The sequence below is a fragment of the Spirillospora sp. NPDC052242 genome (assembly GCF_040679555.1).
Lineage (GTDB): Bacteria > Actinomycetota > Actinomycetes > Streptosporangiales > Streptosporangiaceae > Spirillospora.
The window spans coordinates 1-19,360 of record NZ_JBFAUZ010000057.1 but is presented as its reverse complement, the minus strand read 5'-3'; the positions used below and the strand labels follow the sequence as shown (position 1 = coordinate 19,360).

The 19,360-nt window shown below is 73.2% G+C and carries 17 protein-coding genes; 10 read left to right on the top strand and 7 right to left on the bottom strand.

Annotated features, from left to right (window positions below):
- Positions 1–38: 38 nt before the first annotated feature.
- The 5 genes from AB0L25_RS34600 to AB0L25_RS34580 form a co-directional block, all read right to left on the bottom strand.
- Complete coding sequence (locus AB0L25_RS34600) at positions 39–1,331, bottom strand: DUF58 domain-containing protein (RefSeq protein WP_500177013.1); 1,293 nt, start codon at positions 1,329–1,331, stop codon at positions 39–41.
- Positions 1,331–2,326 carry an AAA family ATPase gene (locus AB0L25_RS34595; protein ID WP_500177085.1) on the bottom strand — a complete coding sequence of 332 codons (996 nt, stop codon included), beginning with the start codon at positions 2,324–2,326 and terminating at the stop codon, positions 1,331–1,333. The genes AB0L25_RS34600 and AB0L25_RS34595 overlap by 1 nt, the downstream gene beginning before the upstream one ends.
- A 77-nt stretch (positions 2,327–2,403) precedes the next feature.
- The gene (locus AB0L25_RS34590; RefSeq protein WP_500177011.1) at positions 2,404–3,612 is read right to left on the bottom strand and encodes a DUF4350 domain-containing protein; all 1,209 of its coding nucleotides are present in this window, start codon (positions 3,610–3,612) and stop codon (positions 2,404–2,406) included.
- A complete protein-coding gene (locus AB0L25_RS34585) occupies positions 3,606–4,304 on the bottom strand; it encodes a DUF4129 domain-containing protein (RefSeq protein WP_500177010.1) in 699 nt (232 codons plus the stop codon). Before AB0L25_RS34585 ends, AB0L25_RS34590 begins: the two co-directional genes overlap by 7 nt.
- Positions 4,304–5,362, bottom strand: coding sequence for a hypothetical protein (locus AB0L25_RS34580; protein WP_500177008.1), 1,059 nt, complete (start codon positions 5,360–5,362; stop codon positions 4,304–4,306). Before AB0L25_RS34580 ends, AB0L25_RS34585 begins: the two co-directional genes overlap by 1 nt.
- Before the next feature lie 492 nt (positions 5,363–5,854).
- Between AB0L25_RS34580 and mtrA the strand changes: the two genes are divergently transcribed.
- The 9 genes from mtrA (at position 5,855) to AB0L25_RS34535 (ending at position 15,099) form a co-directional block, all read left to right on the top strand.
- On the top strand, positions 5,855–6,532 hold the full coding sequence (mtrA, locus tag AB0L25_RS34575) for an MtrAB system response regulator MtrA (protein WP_500177006.1): 678 nt from the start codon (positions 5,855–5,857) through the stop codon (positions 6,530–6,532).
- 122 nt (positions 6,533–6,654) lie between these two features.
- Complete coding sequence (gene mtrB, locus AB0L25_RS34570) at positions 6,655–8,289, top strand: MtrAB system histidine kinase MtrB (RefSeq protein WP_500177004.1); 1,635 nt, start codon at positions 6,655–6,657, stop codon at positions 8,287–8,289.
- Positions 8,286–10,067, top strand: a complete 1,782-nt coding sequence (locus AB0L25_RS34565; protein WP_500177002.1) for an LpqB family beta-propeller domain-containing protein — start codon at positions 8,286–8,288, stop codon at positions 10,065–10,067. The genes mtrB and AB0L25_RS34565 overlap by 4 nt, the downstream gene beginning before the upstream one ends.
- Before the next feature lie 60 nt (positions 10,068–10,127).
- A complete protein-coding gene (locus AB0L25_RS34560; RefSeq protein ID WP_500177000.1) occupies positions 10,128–10,634 on the top strand; it encodes a ComF family protein in 507 nt (168 codons plus the stop codon).
- Positions 10,635–10,638: 4 nt separating this feature from the next.
- On the top strand, positions 10,639–10,764 hold the full coding sequence (locus tag AB0L25_RS34555; RefSeq protein WP_500176997.1) for a hypothetical protein: 126 nt from the start codon (positions 10,639–10,641) through the stop codon (positions 10,762–10,764).
- Positions 10,765–10,803: 39 nt separating this feature from the next.
- On the top strand, positions 10,804–11,184 hold the full coding sequence (locus AB0L25_RS34550) for a phosphoribosyltransferase family protein (RefSeq protein WP_500177083.1): 381 nt from the start codon (positions 10,804–10,806) through the stop codon (positions 11,182–11,184).
- A gap of 690 nt (positions 11,185–11,874) precedes the next feature.
- Entirely contained in the window at positions 11,875–12,543 is a 669-nt protein-coding gene (gene hpf / locus AB0L25_RS34545; protein ID WP_500176996.1) for a ribosome hibernation-promoting factor, HPF/YfiA family, read from the top strand.
- A 635-nt stretch (positions 12,544–13,178) separates the two neighbouring features.
- A complete protein-coding gene (locus AB0L25_RS34540) occupies positions 13,179–13,829 on the top strand; it encodes a response regulator (RefSeq protein WP_500176995.1) in 651 nt (216 codons plus the stop codon).
- A gap of 91 nt (positions 13,830–13,920) precedes the next feature.
- On the top strand, positions 13,921–15,099 hold the full coding sequence (locus AB0L25_RS34535) for a winged helix-turn-helix domain-containing protein (protein ID WP_500176993.1): 1,179 nt from the start codon (positions 13,921–13,923) through the stop codon (positions 15,097–15,099).
- Between the two features lie 72 nt (positions 15,100–15,171).
- Here the strand turns inward: AB0L25_RS34535 and AB0L25_RS34530 are convergent, their stop codons facing one another.
- Complete coding sequence (locus tag AB0L25_RS34530; RefSeq protein WP_500176991.1) at positions 15,172–15,510, bottom strand: HGxxPAAW family protein; 339 nt, start codon at positions 15,508–15,510, stop codon at positions 15,172–15,174.
- Positions 15,511–15,690: 180 nt separating this feature from the next.
- Between AB0L25_RS34530 and secA the strand changes: the two genes are divergently transcribed.
- Complete coding sequence (gene secA, locus AB0L25_RS34525) at positions 15,691–18,579, top strand: preprotein translocase subunit SecA (RefSeq protein WP_500176989.1); 2,889 nt, start codon at positions 15,691–15,693, stop codon at positions 18,577–18,579.
- A 57-nt stretch (positions 18,580–18,636) separates the two neighbouring features.
- Here secA and AB0L25_RS34520 read toward each other — a convergent pair whose 3' ends face one another.
- A complete protein-coding gene (locus AB0L25_RS34520; protein WP_500176987.1) occupies positions 18,637–19,143 on the bottom strand; it encodes an Rv3235 family protein in 507 nt (168 codons plus the stop codon).
- Positions 19,144–19,360 lie beyond the last annotated feature (217 nt).

Here is a 19,360-nt window from a genome sequence, read left to right as displayed (position 1 = left end):
GCCGCCGCGCCGGGGCCGCACGATCCCGCGGGGCCGTCTCAGAGCCGTCCGGCGGCCTTGAGGGCCAGGTAGGCGTCGGCGAGCGCCGGCGCGATCGCCTCGGGCGGCGCGTCCACGACCTCCACGCCGTGCCCGCGCAGTTCCGCGGTGAGCCGGCGGCGTTCCGCGCGCGCCCGCTCCGCGGCGGCCGCGTCGTACACCGCGGCCAGGTCGCCGCGCCCCGCGGCCATCTCCCCGATCCGCGGGTCCGACACCGCCGCGACCATGACCAGGTGCCGGGCGGTGAGCTGCGGCAGCAGCGGCAGCAGGCCCTCCTCGATCGCCGCCGTGTTCAGCTCGGTGAGCAGCACCACCAGGCACCGCTGCCGCACCCGCGCCAGCAGCGTCGACGTCATCCCGGCGGCGTCCAGCTCGATCAGCTCGGGCTCCAGCGGCGCCAGCGCGTGCACCATCGCGGGCAGCAGGTCCGTCCGGGACGCCCCCTCCACCCGGGTGCGGACCCGCCGGTCGTAGGCCAGCAGGTCGACGCGGTCGCCCGCCCGGGACGCCAGCGCGCCCAGCAGCAGCGCCGCGTCCATCGAGCAGTCCAGCCGCGGGATGTCGCCGACGCGCCCCGCCGACGTCCGTCCCGTGTCCAGCACCAGGTAGATGCGGCGGTCCCGCTCCGGCCGCCACGTCCGGACGACCACGTCGGCGCGGCGCGCGGTGGCCCGCCAGTCGATCGAGCGGACGTCGTCGCCGTCCACGTACTCGCGCAGCGAGTCGAACTCGGTGCCCTGCCCCCGGATCTGCGCCACGTGCGCGCCGGTCAGCTCCCGCAGCCGCGCCAGCTTCGCGGGCAGGTGGCGGCGCGACGGGAACGCGGGCAGCGCCCGCACCGTCCACGGCGCCCGCCGCGACAGCTGCCGCGCGGCCAGCCCCAGCGGCCCCACCGACCGCACCACGACCGTCACGGCCTCCCGGTCGCCGCGCCGCGTCGGCGTCAGCGTGAGCTCCACGCGGCGCCGCTCGCCCGCCGGGACGTCCACGTCGGCGGTGCGCGGCGTCGCCCCGGCGCTCGGCGGCCACACGTCCCGCAGCCGCGCCTTCAGCCGCCGCTTCCCGAGGTTCTCCACCGTCAGCGTCACCCGCGCCGACTCGCCCAGCCGCACCCGCGTGTCGCCCGACCGGTGGAACCGCAGCGCCCGCACGTTCCCCGCCAGCGCCAGGTCGGCGACCACGCCGAGCAGCAGGACGCCCCACAGCGCGAACAGCGTCCACCAGCTCGGCAGCAGGATCGGGACGAGCGCGCCGAGCAGCGCCAGCAGCCCCAGCCGTCCGGTCAGCGCCATCAGCGCGGCGCGGGGACGTGGGCGAGGATGCCCTCCAGCACGCCGTCCGTGGTCGCGCCCTCCAGCTCCGCCTCCGGGCGCAGCGCCACGCGGTGCCGCAGCGTCGGGCGGGCGAGCGCCTTCACGTCGTCCGGCGTCACGTAGTCGCGGCCCGACAGCCACGCCCACGCCCGGGACGTCGCCAGCAGCGCCGTCGCGCCGCGCGGCGACACCCCGAGCTGCAGGGACGGGGACTGGCGGGTGGCGCGGCACAGGTCCACCACGTACGCGGCGACCTTGGGGTCGAGGTGGACGGCCCGCGTCGCGGCGCGCCCCGCGGCCAGTTCGTCCGCCCCCGCCACCGGCCTGACCTCCGACAGGTCGCGCGGGTCGAACCCGGACGCGTGCCGCTGCAGCATCGCGATCTCCTCGTCCCGCGTGGGGACGGGCACGGTCAGCTTCACGAGGAACCGGTCGAGCTGGGCCTCGGGCAGGGGGTACGTGCCCTCGTACTCGATCGGGTTCTGCGTCGCGCAAACGACGAACGGGTCGGGCAGGGGGCGCGCGGTGCCCTCCACCGAGACCTGCCGTTCCTCCATGGCCTCCAGGAGGGACGCCTGGGTCTTGGGCGGGGTCCGGTTGATCTCGTCGGCGAGCAGGAGGTTCGTGAAGACCGGCCCTTGGCGGAACTCGAACTCCGCGGTCCGGTTGTCGTAGATCAGCGAGCCCGTCACGTCGCCCGGCATCAGGTCCGGGGTGAACTGCACGCGCTTGAAGTCCAGGTCGAGCGCCCGCGACAGGGTCTTGATGAGCAGCGTCTTCGCCGTTCCGGGGACGCCCTCCAGCAGCACGTGCCCCCGGCACAGCAGCGCGATCACCAGGCCCGTCACCACGGCGTCCTGCCCGACGACGGTCTTGGCGACCTCGCCGCGCAGCGCCGCGAGCGCGGCCCGCGCCGTCTCGGCCCGCCGCAGCGTCTCGTCGGAGAGCGCGGCGCCCGGCGGCGTGTCGGCCACCGTCCCCGGCTCGGCGCCCGGCCCGTACGCGGACCCCTCGCCGGGGCCCTCGCCCTTTCCGAGCTCAACAGGGTGGTTCACGACTGGCGTACCTGCCTTTCCAGGTCGTCGAGGACGTCGGTGAGGGCCAGCAGCCCGGCGTCGTCCACGGGTTCAGGACCGTACAGGGCACCGCCCACGACCGCTTCCTCGTACGAGGTGCGCTGCGCGACGGCCGAGACGATCTGCTGCGCGGCGGCCGGGTCCTGCGCGGCCGAACGCGGCAGCCCCAGCAGCGGGACGATCCGTTCGCGGGCGCCCGCTTGCAGCGCGTCCGCCGCCCGGTCGCGGGCGCGGCTCGCGCGGTACAGGCGGGCCCGGCCCTCGACCGTCTCGGCGGACCGGACCACGACCGGCAGCGCCTCCGCCACGACCGGGCCGAGCCGCCTCGCCCGCCACAGCGCGACCAGCAGCACCGCGACGATCAGTTCCAGGAAGAACAGCTTCACCCCGAACGGGACCAGATCGGTCAGCGACCGGCCGCCCGCCGCCGTGCCGGGCTCGGGAAGGTCCGGCATCAGCCACACGGTGTGGTCGCCGGGCCCCGCCAGGTTCATGCCGAGCGCCGCGTTGCCGGCGTCCTCGAGGCTCTCGTTGACGAACGGGGCCGTCGAGCCGACGACGGTGACCGTCCGGCCCGGCCCCTGCACCTGCACCAGGCGGGCGCCGTCCCGCTCCGCGTAGCAGGACACCGCGCCGCCTCCGACCGCCTCGTAGATGATCGACTCCCCGAACGCGACCGGGCCCGCCAGGCCCGCGGCGCCGAGCGCGCAGCCGGGGGCGTCCACGCCGGAGAACACGCTCGCCGCCGCCTCGACGCCGGGCGCCAGCTCGTCCAGCGCGTACGGCGACGGCTGGACGAGCACGAGGTTCGCCGGGGACGTCCGCAGGCCCGCCAGGTCGCGGTCGGTGAGCCGCTCGGAGTGCGCCACGACCACCGTCGTGCCGGGGCCGGAAGCGGCCAGCGCCCCGGGCGTGTCGCGCGCGACGTCCACCCGCGTGCCGTTCTGCTCCAGCAGCGCCGCGAGCGCGCGGCCGCCCTCCGGCCGCGGCGACGCCGGATCGAGCGTCGCCGCCGACGTCGACGGCCGCAGCGCGGCCAGGATCACCGCGATCACCGCCATCGCCAGGAGCGCCGCCAGGACCCCGCGGGACGCGCGCCAGCGGCGTCCCGCGACCTGCCGCGCGGACGGCTCGGCGGCCCCCGCGCCCGCGCCCGTCCCGGCGGGCGGTGCCTGCGTCACCATCGCGGCCCTCCGTCCTCGTCGGCCTGCCCGGCCGGGACCAGGTCGTCGGGCTCCAGCGGCGCCGGGCGCGTCGCGCGCAACCGGTCGTCCAGGTCCCTGACCCGCGCGTACCCGTCGGCGGTGCCGGGACGGTCGCCGTACCAGACGTCGTCGAAGATCCGCACGGCGGCGCGCAGCGCGTCCGCCAGCTCGGGCACCGCCGCGCCCGCCTCGGCCGCCAGCTCGTCGGCGGTGCGGCCCGGCCGCGGCCCGAGGACGGCCCGTTCCTCCAGGTCGCGCGCCACCGCCCGGAGCCGTTCGCGGATCGCCTCGGCCCACTGCCCGGCCGCCGCGTGCCGCTCGGCCGCGTCCCGGTGGTCGAGCGCCGTCGTGGGCCGCGCGTCGTCCAGCAGGCCCCCGCGGCGCGAGCGCGGGTTGCCGCGCCCCCACATCAGCCACGCGACCAGCGCGATCACGATCGCCAGCACCAGCACGATCACCACGATCGTCAGCAGCTGGTTGCCGCCGCCGGTCGCCTGACCGCCGCCCGGCGACTGGTTGAGCAGCTCGCGCAGCCAGTCCAGGAAGTCGTTCCACCACCGTTCCAGGAACGACGGCTCCTCCCGCCGGTAGACCTGCTTGTCCAGCTCGCGGCGGGCCATCTCCCGGGCCTGCTCGCGATCGACCGGATCGAGCAGCAAGGAACCGAGCATCAGACCGCAGCCCCCGTTCCGTCAGTGGGACGCCACAGAGCGATGAAGCGTTCTCGCTCGCTGTCCTCCGCGTCGACGTCCTCCGCGCCCTGGACGCCGTTCGAGGGGCCCTGCGACGGGCCGCCGGACGACGTCCGCTGCAGGCGCACCTCCAGGTCGAACCCCTCGCGGCGCATCCGCTGGTCCATGTAGAGCATCGCGATGACGCCCGCGTCGAACGGCAAAACGACCGACCAGGCCACGATCCGTCCCGCCGTGTCGATGGCCAGGGCCGCCACGGCGTCGCTGCCGTCCCCGAAGAACATCATCTGGACGACCAGGAACGGGATCCGCAGGGCGAACAGCCCCATGAACACGGTCACCAGCAGCGTCAGCATGAGCGCACCGCACAGCCGCCACCAGCGGCCCTTGGTGAGGGCCCGCGCGCGCTGGAGCGCACCCCCCACGGTGCGCCGCTCCAGAACGACCGCCGGAACCGCCTGCACGAGCAGCACGTACAGCCACACCATCAGGCCGGAACCCACGGAGAAGCCCAGGACCGCGGCGGCCGCGACGACCGCCGGATGCGCCCCCACCGCCGCCAGCAGGACGAACGGGACGACCGGCAGCGCGAACGCGAGCAGCGCCGCGCCCATCACGATCGCCGCCGTCCCCGCCAGCCGTCCCAGCACCGGACGGGCGTCGCGCATCGCCCGCCGCGGCGGGACCGGCACCCCCAGCAGCTCCCGGCCCAGCAGCGGCGCCAGCAGGCCCGCCAGCAGCAGGATCCCGAACCCCGACAGCACCAGCAGCAGCCCGTTCAGCGTCGCCTGCGCCCCGAACGAGCTCAGCAGCACGTCCGGCGTCACCTCGGCGCGGGCCTCGTCCCCGACGAAGAAGTACGCGGCGACCGACCCCGTCACCTGGATCACCGACGCCACCGCCGCCGACATCCCCAGCACCGCGCGGGGGCGGCGCCGGATCCCGGCGATCACGCCGTCCAGCAGCTCCGAGATCGACATGGGGCGGAACGGGACGGCCTCCTCCACGGCGACGTCCCGGCCGTCCGGTCCCGGCATGGCGGCTCCCTGCGATCTCTGCGGCGTTCCCCGGCGATCTTCCCGATCCGTCCCGCGATCCCTGCGGCGGTCGGCGTCCGGCGCGTGCGGGACGGGAACCCCGCGCCGGCCGGGTGCGTCCACCGCGTGCGTCCGGTCAGGTCATCCTGTCATGGCCGCAATGCCGGGTTCACCGTGATCGCCCGTCCCGCACGGCGATCCGCCCCGCGACACGCCGAGCCGGGTGAGGGAAACCGCCGCCTCCGGCCGTCCCCGCCCCGGTTTCGGGGTCTCCCTTGACAAACCCGGCACTGTATAAAGAGCGCATAAGGCGGTGCCCCGCCGCGACGAGGGGGCGGCGCCGTGCGCCGGACGCGCGGCCACCCGGCTCGGGGGAGTCATGTACGAGGCAAACGCAGGTAACCTGGCACGCCAAGGCATATCTCTCCGCGGCTAGGTGGGAAACCGGAGCGTCGCACCACTCCACCGAACCCCGACTATGCGATGAGGGCCATGAGAGGACGTGTACTGGTCGTCGACGACGACCTCGCGCTCGCCGAGATGCTCGGCATCGTGCTGAGAGGCGAAGGCTTCGAGCCCTCGTTCGTGCACGACGGCGACAAGGCGCTCGAGGCGTTCCGGGAGACCCGCCCCGACCTCGTGCTGCTGGACCTGATGCTGCCCGGAGCCGACGGCATCGACGTCTGCCGCCAGATCCGCGCCGAGTCGGGCGTCCCGATCGTCATGCTGACCGCCAAGAGCGACACCGTCGACGTCGTCCTCGGGCTCGAGTCGGGCGCCGACGACTACATCGTCAAGCCGTTCAAGCCGAAGGAGCTGGTCGCGCGCGTGCGCGCGCGCCTGCGGCGCACCGACGAGCCCGCACCCGAGACCCTGCAGATCGGCGACATCACCATCGACGTCGCCGGGCACTCCGTCAAGCGCGCCGACCAGCACATCCCCCTCACCCCGCTCGAGTTCGACCTCCTCGTCGCCCTGGCCCGCAAGCCGCGCCAGGTCTTCACCCGCGAGGTCCTCCTCGAGCAGGTCTGGGGCTACCGGCACGCCGCCGACACCCGCCTGGTCAACGTGCACGTCCAGCGACTCCGCGCCAAGATCGAGAAGGATCCCGAGCGCCCCGAGATCGTGGTGACCGTGCGCGGCGTCGGCTACAAAGCGGGCCCCGCCTGAAGCACCGCCGGTTCCACCCCCCGCCGGCCCGATCCCTCCGGTGACACGACGATGACCCTTCGTTCGTCCGGCCCCCCGTCCGGCCCGCGGACCGGCACCGCGCGACGCCCCGCGGACTCCTCATGAACGTCTCGGTGAGGAGCGCGGGGCGGTTCGCGCGGCGGATCCTGGGCGCCCTCCGGCGGCTCCTGCGCGGCGCCGCCCGGCAGGCCTTCGCCCGCTGGCGCCGCTCCATCCAGGTGCGGATCGTCACCTCGACCCTGTTCATCTCCGGCATCGTCGTGGTGATCCTCGGCGCGTTCCTCATGCAGCAGGTGTCGTCCGCGCTGATGGACAGCAAGGTCACGGCCGCCCGCCTCCAGCTCGACGAGGGCCTCGCCCAGGTCCAGCGCGACCTCGGCAACTCCTCCGACAGCGGCAGCAGGCTGAACGCCACCATCGACCGGCTGCGGTCCAGCAGCGGCCCGTCCGGCCTGTACGAGGTGTACATCCGCGACACGAACGAGCAGTACTTCGACGGGTACGCCACCAACGAGCTCCGCGAGGCGAGCGTCCCGAACCGCCTCCGCGAGGAGATCGCGAACGCCCCCGCGGGCACCCGCGCCTACACGTACGGCGAACTGTCGTACATCGGCGACCGTCCGTCCGAACGCGGCCTCATCGTCGGCGGACGCACCGGCCAGTTCGAGCTGTACTACCTGTTCTCGCTCGAACAGGAACAGGAGACCCTCACCACCGTCGAACGCTCCCTCGTGGGCGTGGGCATCGTCCTCGTCCTCCTCCTCGCCGCGATCGCCTCCCTGGTCACGCGGCAGGTGGTCATCCCCGTCCGGCTCGCCGCCCAGGGCGCGCAGCGCCTCGCCGCCGGCCGGCTCGAGGAGCGCATGCGCGTCCGCGGCGAGGACGACCTCGCCCGGCTCGGCCGCTCGTTCAACGAGATGGCCGAGAACCTGCAGGAGAAGATCCGCGAACTCGAGGACCTCTCGCAGGTCCAGCGCCAGTTCGTCTCCGACGTCTCGCACGAGCTGCGCACCCCGCTCACCACCATCCGCATCGCCGCCGACATGCTCTACGAGAACCGCGACACCTTCGGCGACGCGGCCGTCGGCCGCTCCGCCGAACTGCTGCAGAGCCAGCTCGAACGGTTCGAGGCGCTCCTCGCCGACCTCCTCGAGATCAGCCGGCACGACGCCGGCGCCGCGACCCTCGACGCCGAGTCGCTCGACATGCGCGACCTCGTGCTCCGCACCGTCGGCGACATCCAGGGCCTCGCCGAGCGCAAGGGCAGCAAGGTCGTCCTCCAGCTCCCCGGCGAACCCTGCATGGCCGAGGTGGACCGCCGCCGCGTCGAGCGCATCCTGCGGAACCTGCTGGTCAACGCCGTCGAGCACGGCGAGGGCGAGGACATCGTCGTGTCCGCCGCCGCCGACCGCGACGCCGTCGCCGTCGCCGTCCGCGACCACGGCGTCGGCCTCAAACCGGGGGAGGGGCAGATGGTCTTCGACCGCTTCTGGCGCGCCGACCCCGCCCGCGCCCGCACCACCGGCGGCACCGGCCTCGGCCTGTCCATCTCCCGCGAGGACGCCCAGCTCCACGGCGGCTGGCTCCAGGCCTGGGGCGAACCCGGCCAGGGCTCCCAGTTCCGCCTGTCCCTGCCCCGCGTCGCCGGGGCCGAACTCCGCGGCTCCCCGCTCCCGCTCGTCCCGCCCGGCGCGGGCGACGCCCGACCCGTCTTCGCGGAACTGGAGGTCGAATGAACCGCGGCCTCGGCCTCGCCTTCCTGTGCGCCGCCGTCCTCCTCGGCGGCACCGGCTGCGCCGGCGTCCCCAGCGGCGGCCAGGTCGTCACCGGTCAGCCCGCCGAACGCGCCGAGCGCGTCGACGACCCGTACGTCCGGCTCATCCCCGTCGGCCCCGACCCCGAATGGGGCCCCGCCGAGATCGTCTCCGGCTTCCTCGCCGCGTCCGCGAGCTTCGACGACGACCACCGCGTCGCCAAGCAGTACCTCAGCGCCAAGTCCCGCTGGGAACCCGGGCCCCGCCCGTTCGTCACCGTCCTCGAGGACCGGATCGTCGCGCCCCAGGTCGTCCGGGCCGAGAACGGGCAGGCGACCGTCCGGATCACCGGCGACCAGCTCGGCACCATCACCTCCGACGGCCAGTACACCGCCGCCCCCAAGGACCTCGACGTCGCCTTCCAGCTCGCCCGCACCCCGCAGGGCATCTGGCGCATCACCGGCCTGCCCGGCGGCGACAAGGCCGGCCTGATCCTCACCAAGGACGACGTCGAGCGCTCCATGCGCACCGTCAACCTGTACTTCTTCGCGCCCGACCGGCACACGCTCGTCCCGAACGGGATCTTCCTGCCGGTCGTGAACCGCCAGACGCTCCCCACCCAGCTCGTCCGGGCGCTCCTCAGCGGCCCGACCTCCTGGCTGAACGGCGCCGTCGACAGCGCCTTCCCCAACGGCACACAGCTGCGCGGCCCCGTCGACATCGACAACGACGTCGCCACCGTCGACCTCACCGCGGCGGCCCGCGGCGGCGACATCGAGCGCATGTCCGCCCAGCTCGGCTGGACCCTCCGCCAGCTCTCCGAGATCCAGCGCTGGCGGCTGCGCATCGGCGGCGAGACCGTCACCGCCGACGGCATGGACTCCACCCAGTCCGTCTACGCCTGGTCGGAGAACTCGCCCGACGGCCCCGACGCCAAGGGCAAGGGCCACCAGAACGCCTACATGGTCGGCGAGACCGGCGCCCTCGGCACCCTCCGCGGCGACCGCGCCCACCCCGTCGTCACCGGCCCCGCCGGCGCCCTGTCCCGCCCCGCCGTCTCGCCCGACTACGGCGAGATCGCCGGACTCGGCCGGGCCCACGACCAGGTCGTCATCGCGGCCCCCGTCTCCAACGCCGCCTCCTCCCGCGTCCTGCTGAACGCCCAGGAGGACGCCCGGTTCACCGCGCCGTCCTGGAGCCCCGACGGCACCCTGTGGACGGTCGAGAGCACGTCCGAGGGCTCCGCCCTCTGGGTGCGCCGCCCGGGGAAGCCGCCCGTCCGCGCCGCCCACTGGGGCCTGAGCGGCCGCGAGGTGCTGGCCTTCCGCGTCGCCCGCGACGGCGTCCGCGCGGCCGTCATCGTCCGCATCGACGGCCGCCCCCAGGTCCAGGTCGGCCGCATCGCCCACGCCCCCGACGGCACCCTGGACGTCGGGGCGTTCCTCCCCGTCAGCTCCGAACTGCAGGACGCCGTCGACATCGCCTGGCGCGACTACGGCACCCTCGCCGTGCTCGGCCGCGCCAAGCGCGACTCCCAGACGCTCCCGTACCTGATGCCCGTGAGCGGCAGCGCCATCACCACCCTCGGCGTCGGCTCCCTCGGCGAACCCGAGACGATCACCGCGGCCCCGGGCGCGCCCGTCCTCATCGGCACCCGCTCCGGCGACGGGCAGAAGATCTGCCGCCAGCGCTCCCCCTCGCAGACCTACAGCGAATGGATCTGCCCGGCCGCCGGCCGCGACCCGTACTACCCCCGCTGAGTTATCCACAGGTCGAGGTTTTTCCGCCGCCCCCGCGACCCGCCGGGCATCGTCGATGCCATGAACCTCCTGACGACGATCCTCGACCTGGTCCTTCCCGAATCCTGCGTGGGCTGCGGGCGCCCGTCCGTCCTCCTCTGCCCGGTCTGCGCGCTGCCCCTCCAGGCCCCCGCCGGCCGGGCCCCCGCGCTCCAGGGCGTCCCTCGGCCCCACACGGTCGCGCTGTACGAGGGGCCCGTGAAGGCCGTCCTGTCCGCGTACAAGGAGCAGGGCCGCACCCGTCTGGCCGTCCCGCTCGGCGAAGCCCTGGCCACCGCCATCCGAGCCGCTCTCCACTCCCACGACCACCCGACCCCACGCACCGACCCCACGCACGACCGGGACGCTCACGTCCAGCCGAGTCCCCCGCTCACCACCGCACCCGCGCCCCACGCCCGCACCACAAGCCGGAACACTCGCCGGGCGCGTAAGCCACCACCCGCGCCCACTCCGAACACCTCCACCACGCCCAGGCCGGACGCGCGCCGGGCCCGAAGCCCGCCGCGCAGAACACACGCACCGACGTGAGGCCATGCGCCATGCGCGGAAGCGGGAGCGGGAGCGGGAGCGGAGAGGGGGAGCGGCGCTGGGAGAGCCGGTGCTGGGCGAGCCGGTGCCGGGGGAGCCGGTGCTGGACGAGCAGACGCCGGGGAGCTGATGCCGGGGAGCAGATGCCGGGGGAGGCGCGGTGGCGGAGATGGACGAGGCGGTGTGGGTGGTGTGGGTGCCCTCCGGCCGGCGGGCGCGGCGGCGGCGGGGGCGGGACGTGACGGGGGAGGTGGTGCGGGCGGCGGTGCGGCGGCTGCGGGCGGAGGGCATGGCGGTCACCGCGGTGGACGCGCTGCGGCAGCGGCGGCGCGTGGCCGACCAGGCGGGGCTGACGGCGGCGCGGCGGGCGGCCAACCTGCGGGGCGCCATCGAGGTGCGGGCGCCCGTGGCCGGGCGGCGCGTCGTCCTCGTGGACGACGTGGTGACCACCGGCGCGTCGCTGTCCGAGGCGGCGCGGGCCCTGCGCGCGGCGGGGGCCGAGGTGGTGGGCACGGCCACGGTCGCGATGACGCCTCGGCGGCGGGCATGAATGGTGACTTTCTTCACGTATGCCCAAAGGTTCGACAGGTAGTTACCTAGCGTGTTCGGCCTTCGCGGCGGGCGGGCGGCACCCCCGGGCACCGCCGGCCGGAGGCCCGGCGAGAGGAGTAGATATTGCGCAAACTCACCTGCGGGTCAGGGGGATCTGACCTGCGGGGAAGTCGGGCGCGCGAGCCCCGTGTCCAGGGGGAAACACGGCATGTGACGGCGCCGCGGAGGGCCCCCGGGGCGCCGCTGGGACGATCATCGATGACGGACCGTGAGTTTTTCCTCGCCCCACCCCCCTGACATTCGTGCCGTAAGGGGTTAGCGTTCCTGACATGGCACCCGCCCGGGTCCGTGGTTGCGTCGGATCGCAGCGTTCCTCGGGAACGCGGCAGACGATCCGGCTAGCCGATGCCAGGCGCAGGCGAAACGGCCCACGTAAGGCGACTTCTCGTCGACCGATCACGGTGCGCCTTAGAGGTAAGTCCTGCCCCGTCGGGGGATCCGACATCCCCCGAACCGGGAGAAGGGCAGTAGTGGCGAGAGCGCCGCGAGCCCCTCAGCAGGCGGATGTGGGGACGAAGACCAGGTCGGCCGGGCGGGTGCGACCCACCGTGCTGTGGCGCCCGAACCGGGGACGTCAGGGCCCCCGGTCAGGGCGGAGAACGCAACCGGGCGAAGGGGGGAGTCCCGCGTGGACATCACCGTAAGGGGCCGGCACACCGATGTAGGCGACAGGTTCCGCCGGCACGTCGACGGCAAGCTGGCCAAGATCGAGCGGCTCAATCAGAAGGTCATCCGCGTGGATGTGGAGGTGTCGGAGGAGCACAACCCGCGTCTCGCCGACCAGCGCGAGCGAGTGGAGCTGACGATCCGTTCCCGGGGCCCGGTGATCCGGGCCGAGGCGGCGGCCGACGACCGTTACGGCGCGTTCGATCTGGCGCTGGACAAGCTGGAGGCGAGGCTCCGCCGCGGCGCCGAGCGCCGCAAGAGCCACGGCGGCCGGGCGCGGGCCAAGCTCGCGACGATGGAACCGGTACCGGAGCCTCCGCTCCCGGCGCCGGAACCGCCGCCGCGCGCGGCGCGCGCGGAGCACACGGCCGTCCAGGAGCGGCCAGACCCCGAGACCGCGGTCTCGACGGACGAGAACATCGTCCCGATCCCGATGGAGGGCGACGGGCCCGTCGTCGTCCGCGAGAAGTTCCACACGGCGGAGCCGATGGGCATCGAGCAGGCCCTGTTCGAGATGGAGCTCGTCGGGCACGACTTCTACCTGTACCGGGACAAGGCCACCGGCCACCCCTCGGTCGTCTACCGGAGAAGAGGCTGGGACTACGGAGTGATCAGGCTCGTCGAAGAGTGATTAGGTGCTCGCCGAACGTCCGAACCATGTCATGATCTGAAAAGGCGTACAGCCGATCGCGGGCGCGGTGGCCCGGGGCGGCGGGTGCGGCCGAGGCGCCGTCGTCCGCCCGTCCGGGCCACCGTCCCGCGTCGGCGTCCGGAGACGCGCCGGGAACCTCCCCGGGACCCGCGGCGGTTCTCCGGGAGACACCCGACCGAAATCCCCCGGATCCGCCTTCGGACCCCTTAGGTTCCCGAGGACGACACAAACCGCAGATTCGATCGGAGGCGACCCCAGCGCTCGATCCCGGGACCAGACCCGGCCCCTCCGGGTCCGCCCGACCGTCCGGACGCCGCCGCGCCCCGGACACCGAGCGAGCAGAACCCGAGACCGACCCCGGGGCGACCCGGGCACCGAACTTTCACCGGGGGCGACCCCGGACCCCGCACGGTTCCGGCCACGGAACCGACCCTCCGGTAACCCAGATCACCCAAAGTGAAAGGGGGAAGCGGCGTCTCCTCCACGCCGCGACTCAGGTGAGCGAGAATCCCGAGGCTCGCAGATCCGCGGCGGCACCCCGTCGGGCCGGCGCCGGCGCGACTCCTGCCGACCGGGAGGCGGCGCAGCCGGCCGATTCGGCCGACCCGATCCGCGTGCTCATCGTCGACGACCACGCGCTGTTCCGCCGCGGTCTGGAAATGGTCCTGCAGGAAGAGGACGACATCGAGGTCATCGGCGAGGGCGGCGACGGGCACGAGGCCGTCGAGATGGCCGGCGACCTGCTGCCGGACGTCGTCCTGATGGACATCCGCATGCCCCGCCGCAGCGGCATCGAGGCCTGCACCGCGATCAAGGACGCCGCGCCCAGCGCGAAGATCGTCATGCTGACGATCAGCGACGAGGAGGAGGACCTCTTCGAGGCCATCAAGGCCGGGGCCACCGGCTACCTCCTCAAGGAGATCTCCATCGACGAGGTCCCGCAGGCCGTCCGCGCCGTGCACGGCGGGCAGTCGCTGATCAGCCCGTCCATGGCCTCCAAGCTCATCACCGAGTTCGCCTCCCTCGCCAAACGCAGCGAGGAGCGCACCCAGCAGGTCCCCGCCCCCAAACTCACCGAACGCGAGATGGAGGTCCTGCGCCTCGTCGCCCGCGGCCTCGGCAACCGCGAGATCGCCCGCGAACTCTTCATCTCGGAGAACACGGTCAAGAACCACGTTCGCAACATCCTGGAGAAGCTGCAGCTCCACTCCCGGATGGAAGCCGTCGTCTACGCCGTCCGCGAAAAACTCCTAGAGATCACCTGACCACCGCCTCGCCCGCTCCAGCGTCGCCCCACTCGCATCGGTGGAGACCGGTAAACGCCGTTTGTCGGTGTTCTGGCGTAGCATCGCGGGCGTGGTGGAGCTCAGCGCGGACGAGGCGAGAAGGCTGCAGTTGCGCGCCCAGGGGTTGCTGGGCGCGCGGGGCAGGGGCGGCGTGCCCGCGGTGCTGCGGCGGCTGGGAGCCGTCCAGCTCGACACGATTTCGGTGCTCGCGAGGTCGCACGAGCTGGTGCCCTACGCGCGCCTCGGCGCGGTCGGCCGCGGCCCGGTGGAGACGGCGTTCTGGGGCAACGGCACCCCGACCGCGTTCGAGTACTGGGCGCACGCGGCGTCGATCCTGCCGCTGGACGACTGGCCCCTGTTCGCGTTCCGGCGGCGCGCGTACGCGCGCCGCGGCTGGCGCTGGCACAAGGTGCCGGAGGGCGTGACGGACGTCGTGCGCGAGCGGCTCCGGACCGACGGGCCGCTCACCACCCGGGAGCTCGGCGGCGCCAAGGCGAGCGCCGAATGGTGGGACTGGAGCGACCAGAAGATCGGCATCGAGTGGCTGCTGGACGTCGGCGAGGTCGTCTGCGTGCGGCGTGTCGGGTGGCGCCGGGTCTACGACCTCGCCGAACGCGCCGTCCCCGCGGACCTGCTCGCGCGCGACCTCGACGACGACGCGTGCCTGACCGAGCTCGTGGCGCGGGCCGGCCGCGCGCTCGGGGCGGCGACGCGCGCCGACCTCGCGGACTACTACCGGATCCGGCAGGACGACGTCGACCGCGTCATCGACGCGACCGGGCTCGTGCCCGTCGAGGTGGCCGGATGGAACCGGCCCGCCTGGGCCGACCCCGAGGCGCTGGACGCCCCGGCGCGCGGCCGCCACGTCACGACGCTGCTGTCGCCGTTCGACTCGCTGGTGTGGGACCGGGCGCGGACGTCCCGCGTGTTCGGGTTCGACCACCGCCTGGAGGCGTACGTGCCGAAGGCCAAGCGGGTCCACGGCTACTTCACGATGCCGCTGCTGGCCGGCGGGCGCCTCATCGGCCGCGTCGACCCGGCCCGCGACGGGCGCACCCTGGTCGCCCGGCAGGCGTCGTTCGAGCCGTGGGCGGTCAGCACCGCCGCGAGGACCGAGGCGTCGGCGGCGGCGCTCGCCACCGCCCTGTGGCGCGCCGCCGAGTGGGTGGGCTGCGACGACGTCCGGGTGGAGCGCATCGACGCCGACCCCGCCCTCATCGCCGCCGCCCTCGCCGTCGAGCGCCCCTGACGCGAGTCCGGGCCGCAAGAAAAAGCCCGGCGTCCGGCCGGGGCCGGGACGCCGGGCTGTGGGCGGGAAGAATCAGCCGTGAGGGGTTTGTTGGGGGTCGGTGGCGACGGGACGGTCGAGCGCCTCGCCCTGGGGGCCGCCGCGGCGCTTTTCGCTGCGGGCGCCGAAGAGGGAGTAGTCGACGATCTCGGGGATCACCCGCGGGGCGTCCACGACGACGTCGGCGAACAGGTGCACGAAGCCGCTGACGATCATCCCGAGGACGATGATGCCGACGCCGATCCAGAACATGATCCAGGCGGGACCGATGCACAGCGCCACGCCGCCGACGACGAAACCGGCGAAGATGATCGCCACGGCGAGCCAGGAACCGGGGCGTCCGGCGTGCGAACCGCTGGCCTCATCGGACATGGGGGCCTCCTTCCGTCGTGTGAAAGATCCTCTCCGTGACCCGGCGGATCAAACAGGGCGCAACGATTGCGCCGCGGGAGTGAGCTAGACCATTCTGGGTCTCGCCTACGATGGGCATCGTACGAGTGGTGTGCGTGCCGCCGGGAGCGGTCAACCACGATCTGCAAGGAGCCTTCGAGAGTGCCGCCAGTCATCGACAAGATCCTTCGTGCGGGCGAGGGAAAAACCCTGCGCAAGCTCAAGAAGCTCGCGGATCAGGTCAACTCGATCGAGGAGGACTTCCTCGATATGAGCGACGCCGAGTTGCGCGAGCTGACCGACAAGTACCGGGAGCGCATCGCCGACGGCGAGAGTTTGGACGAGCTGCTCCCCGAGGCGTTCGCGACCGCGCGTGAAGCCGCGAAGCGGGTGCTGGGGCAGCGGCACTACGACGTCCAGCTGATGGGCGGGGCCGCGCTGCACCTGGGCAACATCGCCGAGATGAAGACCGGTGAGGGCAAGACCCTCACGTGCGTGCTCCCCGCGTACCTGAACGCGCTCGACGGCAAGGGCGTTCACGTGGTCACGGTGAACGACTACCTGGCCAAGCGGGACGCCGAGTGGATGGGGCGTGTGCACCAGTTCCTGGGGCTCGAGGTCGGTGTCATCCTCCCGCAGATGACGCCGGACGAGCGCCGGGCCGCGTACAACGCCGACATCACCTACGGGACGAACAACGAGTTCGGCTTCGACTACCTGCGCGACAACATGGCGTGGAGCCTGGACGAGTGCGTCCAGCGCGGCCACAACTTCGCGATCGTCGACGAGGTCGACTCGATCCTCATCGACGAGGCCCGGACCCCGCTGATCATCTCGGGTCCGGCGGAGCAGAACTCCAAGTGGTACGCGGAGTTCGCGAAGATCGTCCCGCGGCTGAAGCGGGCCGAGCTGATCAGCACCGCCGGCCAGGTCGACGAGTACGGCCCGGGCGACTACGAGGTGAACGAGAAGAAGCGCACCGTCGGCATCACCGAGTCGGGCGTCGAGAAGGTCGAGGACTACCTCGGCATCGACAACCTGTACGACTCGGTGAACACGCCGCTGGTGAGCTTCCTGAACAACGCGCTGAAGGCCAAGGAGCTGTACAAGCGCGACAAGGACTACGTCGTCATGAACGGCGAGGTCCTGATCGTGGACGAGTTCACCGGCCGGATCCTGCACGGCCGCCGGTACAACGAGGGCATGCACCAGGCCATCGAGGCCAAGGAGGGCGTGTCCATCAAGGACGAGAACCAGACGCTCGCCACGATCACCCTGCAGAACTACTTCCGCCTCTACGACAAGCTGTCCGGGATGACCGGTACCGCCGAGACCGAGGCGGCGGAGTTCAACAAGACCTACAAGATCGGCGTCGTGCCGATCCCGACGAACAAGCCGATGATCCGCGAGGACGTCGCGGACGTCGTCTACAAGACCGAGCAGGCCAAGTTCGAGGCCGTGGTCGACGACATCGCGGAGCGGCACGAGAAGGGCCAGCCGGTCCTGGTCGGCACCACGTCGGTGGACAAGTCGGAGCGGCTGAGCAAGATGCTCAAGCGGCGCGGCATCCCGCACCAGGTGCTGAACGCCAAGCACCACGAGCAGGAGTCGGCGATCGTCGCGGAGGCGGGCCGCAAGGGCAGCGTCACCGTCGCGACGAACATGGCGGGCCGCGGCACCGACATCATGCTCGGCGGCAACCCCGACTTCCGCGCCGACCTGGAGCTGCACCAGCGGGGCCTGTCGCCGCTGGAGACGCCCGAGGAGTACGAGACGGCCTGGCCGGAGGCGCTCGAGAAGGCCAAGGAGGCCGTCAAGGGCGAGCACGAGGAGGTCGTCGAGGCGGGCGGCCTGTACGTGCTGGCGACCGAGCGGCACGAGTCGCGGCGGATCGACAACCAGCTGCGCGGCCGGTCCGGCCGGCAGGGCGACCCGGGCGAGTCCCGGTTCTACCTGTCGCTCGAGGACGACCTGATGCGGCTGTTCAACTCGGCCCGCGTCGAGGCGATCATGACGCGGCTGAACATCCCGGACGACGTCCCGATCGAGTCCAAGATCGTGACGAACGCGATCAAGTCGGCGCAGAGCCAGGTCGAGCAGCAGAACTTCGAGATGCGCAAGAACGTCTTGAAGTACGACGAGGTGCTGAACCGGCAGCGCAAGGTCATCTACGCCGAGCGCCGCAAGGTGCTGGAGGGCGAGGACCTGCAGGAGCAGGTCCGCCGGATGATCGACGAGGTCGTCGGGGGCTACGTCGCGGGCGCGACCGGCGAGGGCTTCGCCGAGGAGTGGGACCTCGAGAAGCTGTGGAAGGCGTTCAAGCAGCTCTACCCGGTCTCGATGACGGTCGACGAGCTGGTCGAGGACGCCGCGGGCGGCGACATCTCGAACCTGGACGCGGAGACGCTCGCGGAGAAGATCCGCGAGGACGCGCAGAAGGCGTACGAGAAGCGCGAGGAGACGCTCGGCTCCGAGGTCATGCGGGAGCTGGAGCGCCGCGTCGTCCTCTCGGTGCTGGACCGCAAGTGGCGCGAGCACCTCTACGAGATGGACTACCTCCAGGAGGGCATCGGCCTGCGGGCCATGGCGCAGCGCGACCCGCTGGTCGAGTACCAGCGCGAGGGCTACGACATGTTCAACGCGATGCTGGACGGCATCAAGGAGGAGTCGGTCGGCTACCTGTTCAACCTCGAGGTCGAGGTGGAGGAGCAGCCGCAGGCGCCGAAGGTCGGCGCCGAGCCGGTGTCGGTGGCGAAGTCGGCCGCGGCGGACACCGTCGAGGACGAGGCCGCGGAGAAGGCCGAGGACGGCGCGAAGGACGCGGACGAGGCCGACGAGGCCCCCGCGATCGTCGCGAAGGGCCTCGGCGAGCCGGACCGTCCGAAGAAGCTGGAGTACTCGGCCCCGACCGTCGACGGTGAGGGCGGCGTCGAGACCCACAGCGAGGAGACGGACGACCCGTACGCCGGGGTGGGGCGCAACGAGCCGTGCCCGTGCGGGTCCGGCAAGAAGTTCAAGCGCTGCCACGGCGACCCGCGCGCGAAGAAGTAACGGAACGCGCCCTCGAACGGCCCCCGGGGTTTCCCGGGGGCCGTTCGCGTACCCGTCCTAGACGGCCGTGGTCTCGACGGCGGTGCAGCGCCACCGCCCGCGCAGGTGGTCCAGCCGCAGCGCCAGCGCGTGCACGCGACCCGCGACGACGATGACGGCCCCCGTCTCGGCGGCCGCCGGTGCGGGCCGCTGCAGCCAGGTGGCGAGGACGCGCGGCGGGACGACGCGCCGCGCCGGCGGTGTCGCGCGCCGCGCGTCCAGCGCGCGGCACACTTCGGGGACGGCGATGAGGGCGAGCCGTGCGGGCGGCCGGATCCCGGCGAGGGTCTCCGCGACCATCAGCACCGCCGTGTCCGCGACCCGCCGCACCTCGGTCTCGGCGTCGTCGCCGGGCCGGACGATACGCAGCGCGCTCTCGAGGGCCTGCGCCCCCGGGACGCGGGCGAGGGCGAGGGCGCCGTCCGTCGGCGGCGCCGCGCGGTACCGGCTGATCCGGACGACCGCGGGCGTGTTCCGCCCGGGACGCGTGCCGGGTCGGCGGTTCGGGATCGGGCGTTGGCTCATCGGGACCTCCTGCTCGGGTGCTGCCGAGACACAGAGGAGCCGGACGCCCGCGCAAATACGTCGTGGCCGGATGCGGCCGAACGTGTATTCACCACGCCCAAGCGGCGCGCCCCACGCGAAGCCGCGGACGGACACCACACCGCCCGGGCCGGGCGGGACGGGGACATACGTGAAGCGGCGGCGGGGGGGCCCGGGGGGGGGGGGGCCCCCCCCCCCC

Bases quoted from the DNA above. Each gene is read 5' to 3' on its own strand.
- AB0L25_RS34600 (WP_500177013.1), bottom strand. From the start codon at position 1,331: ATGGCGCTGACCGGACGGCTGGGGCTGCTGGCGCTGCTCGGCGCGCTC.
- AB0L25_RS34590 (WP_500177011.1), bottom strand. From the start codon at position 3,612: ATGGTGACGCAGGCACCGCCCGCCGGGACGGGCGCGGGCGCGGGGGCC.
- AB0L25_RS34585 (WP_500177010.1), bottom strand. From the start codon at position 4,304: ATGCTCGGTTCCTTGCTGCTCGATCCGGTCGATCGCGAGCAGGCCCGG.
- AB0L25_RS34580 (WP_500177008.1), bottom strand. From the start codon at position 5,362: ATGCCGGGACCGGACGGCCGGGACGTCGCCGTGGAGGAGGCCGTCCCG.
- mtrA (WP_500177006.1), top strand. From the start codon at position 5,855: ATGAGAGGACGTGTACTGGTCGTCGACGACGACCTCGCGCTCGCCGAG.
- mtrB (WP_500177004.1), top strand. From the start codon at position 6,655: ATGAACGTCTCGGTGAGGAGCGCGGGGCGGTTCGCGCGGCGGATCCTG.
- AB0L25_RS34565 (WP_500177002.1), top strand. From the start codon at position 8,286: ATGAACCGCGGCCTCGGCCTCGCCTTCCTGTGCGCCGCCGTCCTCCTC.
- AB0L25_RS34560 (WP_500177000.1), top strand. From the start codon at position 10,128: ATGAACCTCCTGACGACGATCCTCGACCTGGTCCTTCCCGAATCCTGC.
- AB0L25_RS34555 (WP_500176997.1), top strand. From the start codon at position 10,639: ATGCGCCATGCGCGGAAGCGGGAGCGGGAGCGGGAGCGGAGAGGGGGA.
- AB0L25_RS34550 (WP_500177083.1), top strand. From the start codon at position 10,804: ATGGACGAGGCGGTGTGGGTGGTGTGGGTGCCCTCCGGCCGGCGGGCG.
- AB0L25_RS34530 (WP_500176991.1), bottom strand. From the start codon at position 15,510: ATGTCCGATGAGGCCAGCGGTTCGCACGCCGGACGCCCCGGTTCCTGG.
- AB0L25_RS34520 (WP_500176987.1), bottom strand. From the start codon at position 19,143: ATGAGCCAACGCCCGATCCCGAACCGCCGACCCGGCACGCGTCCCGGG.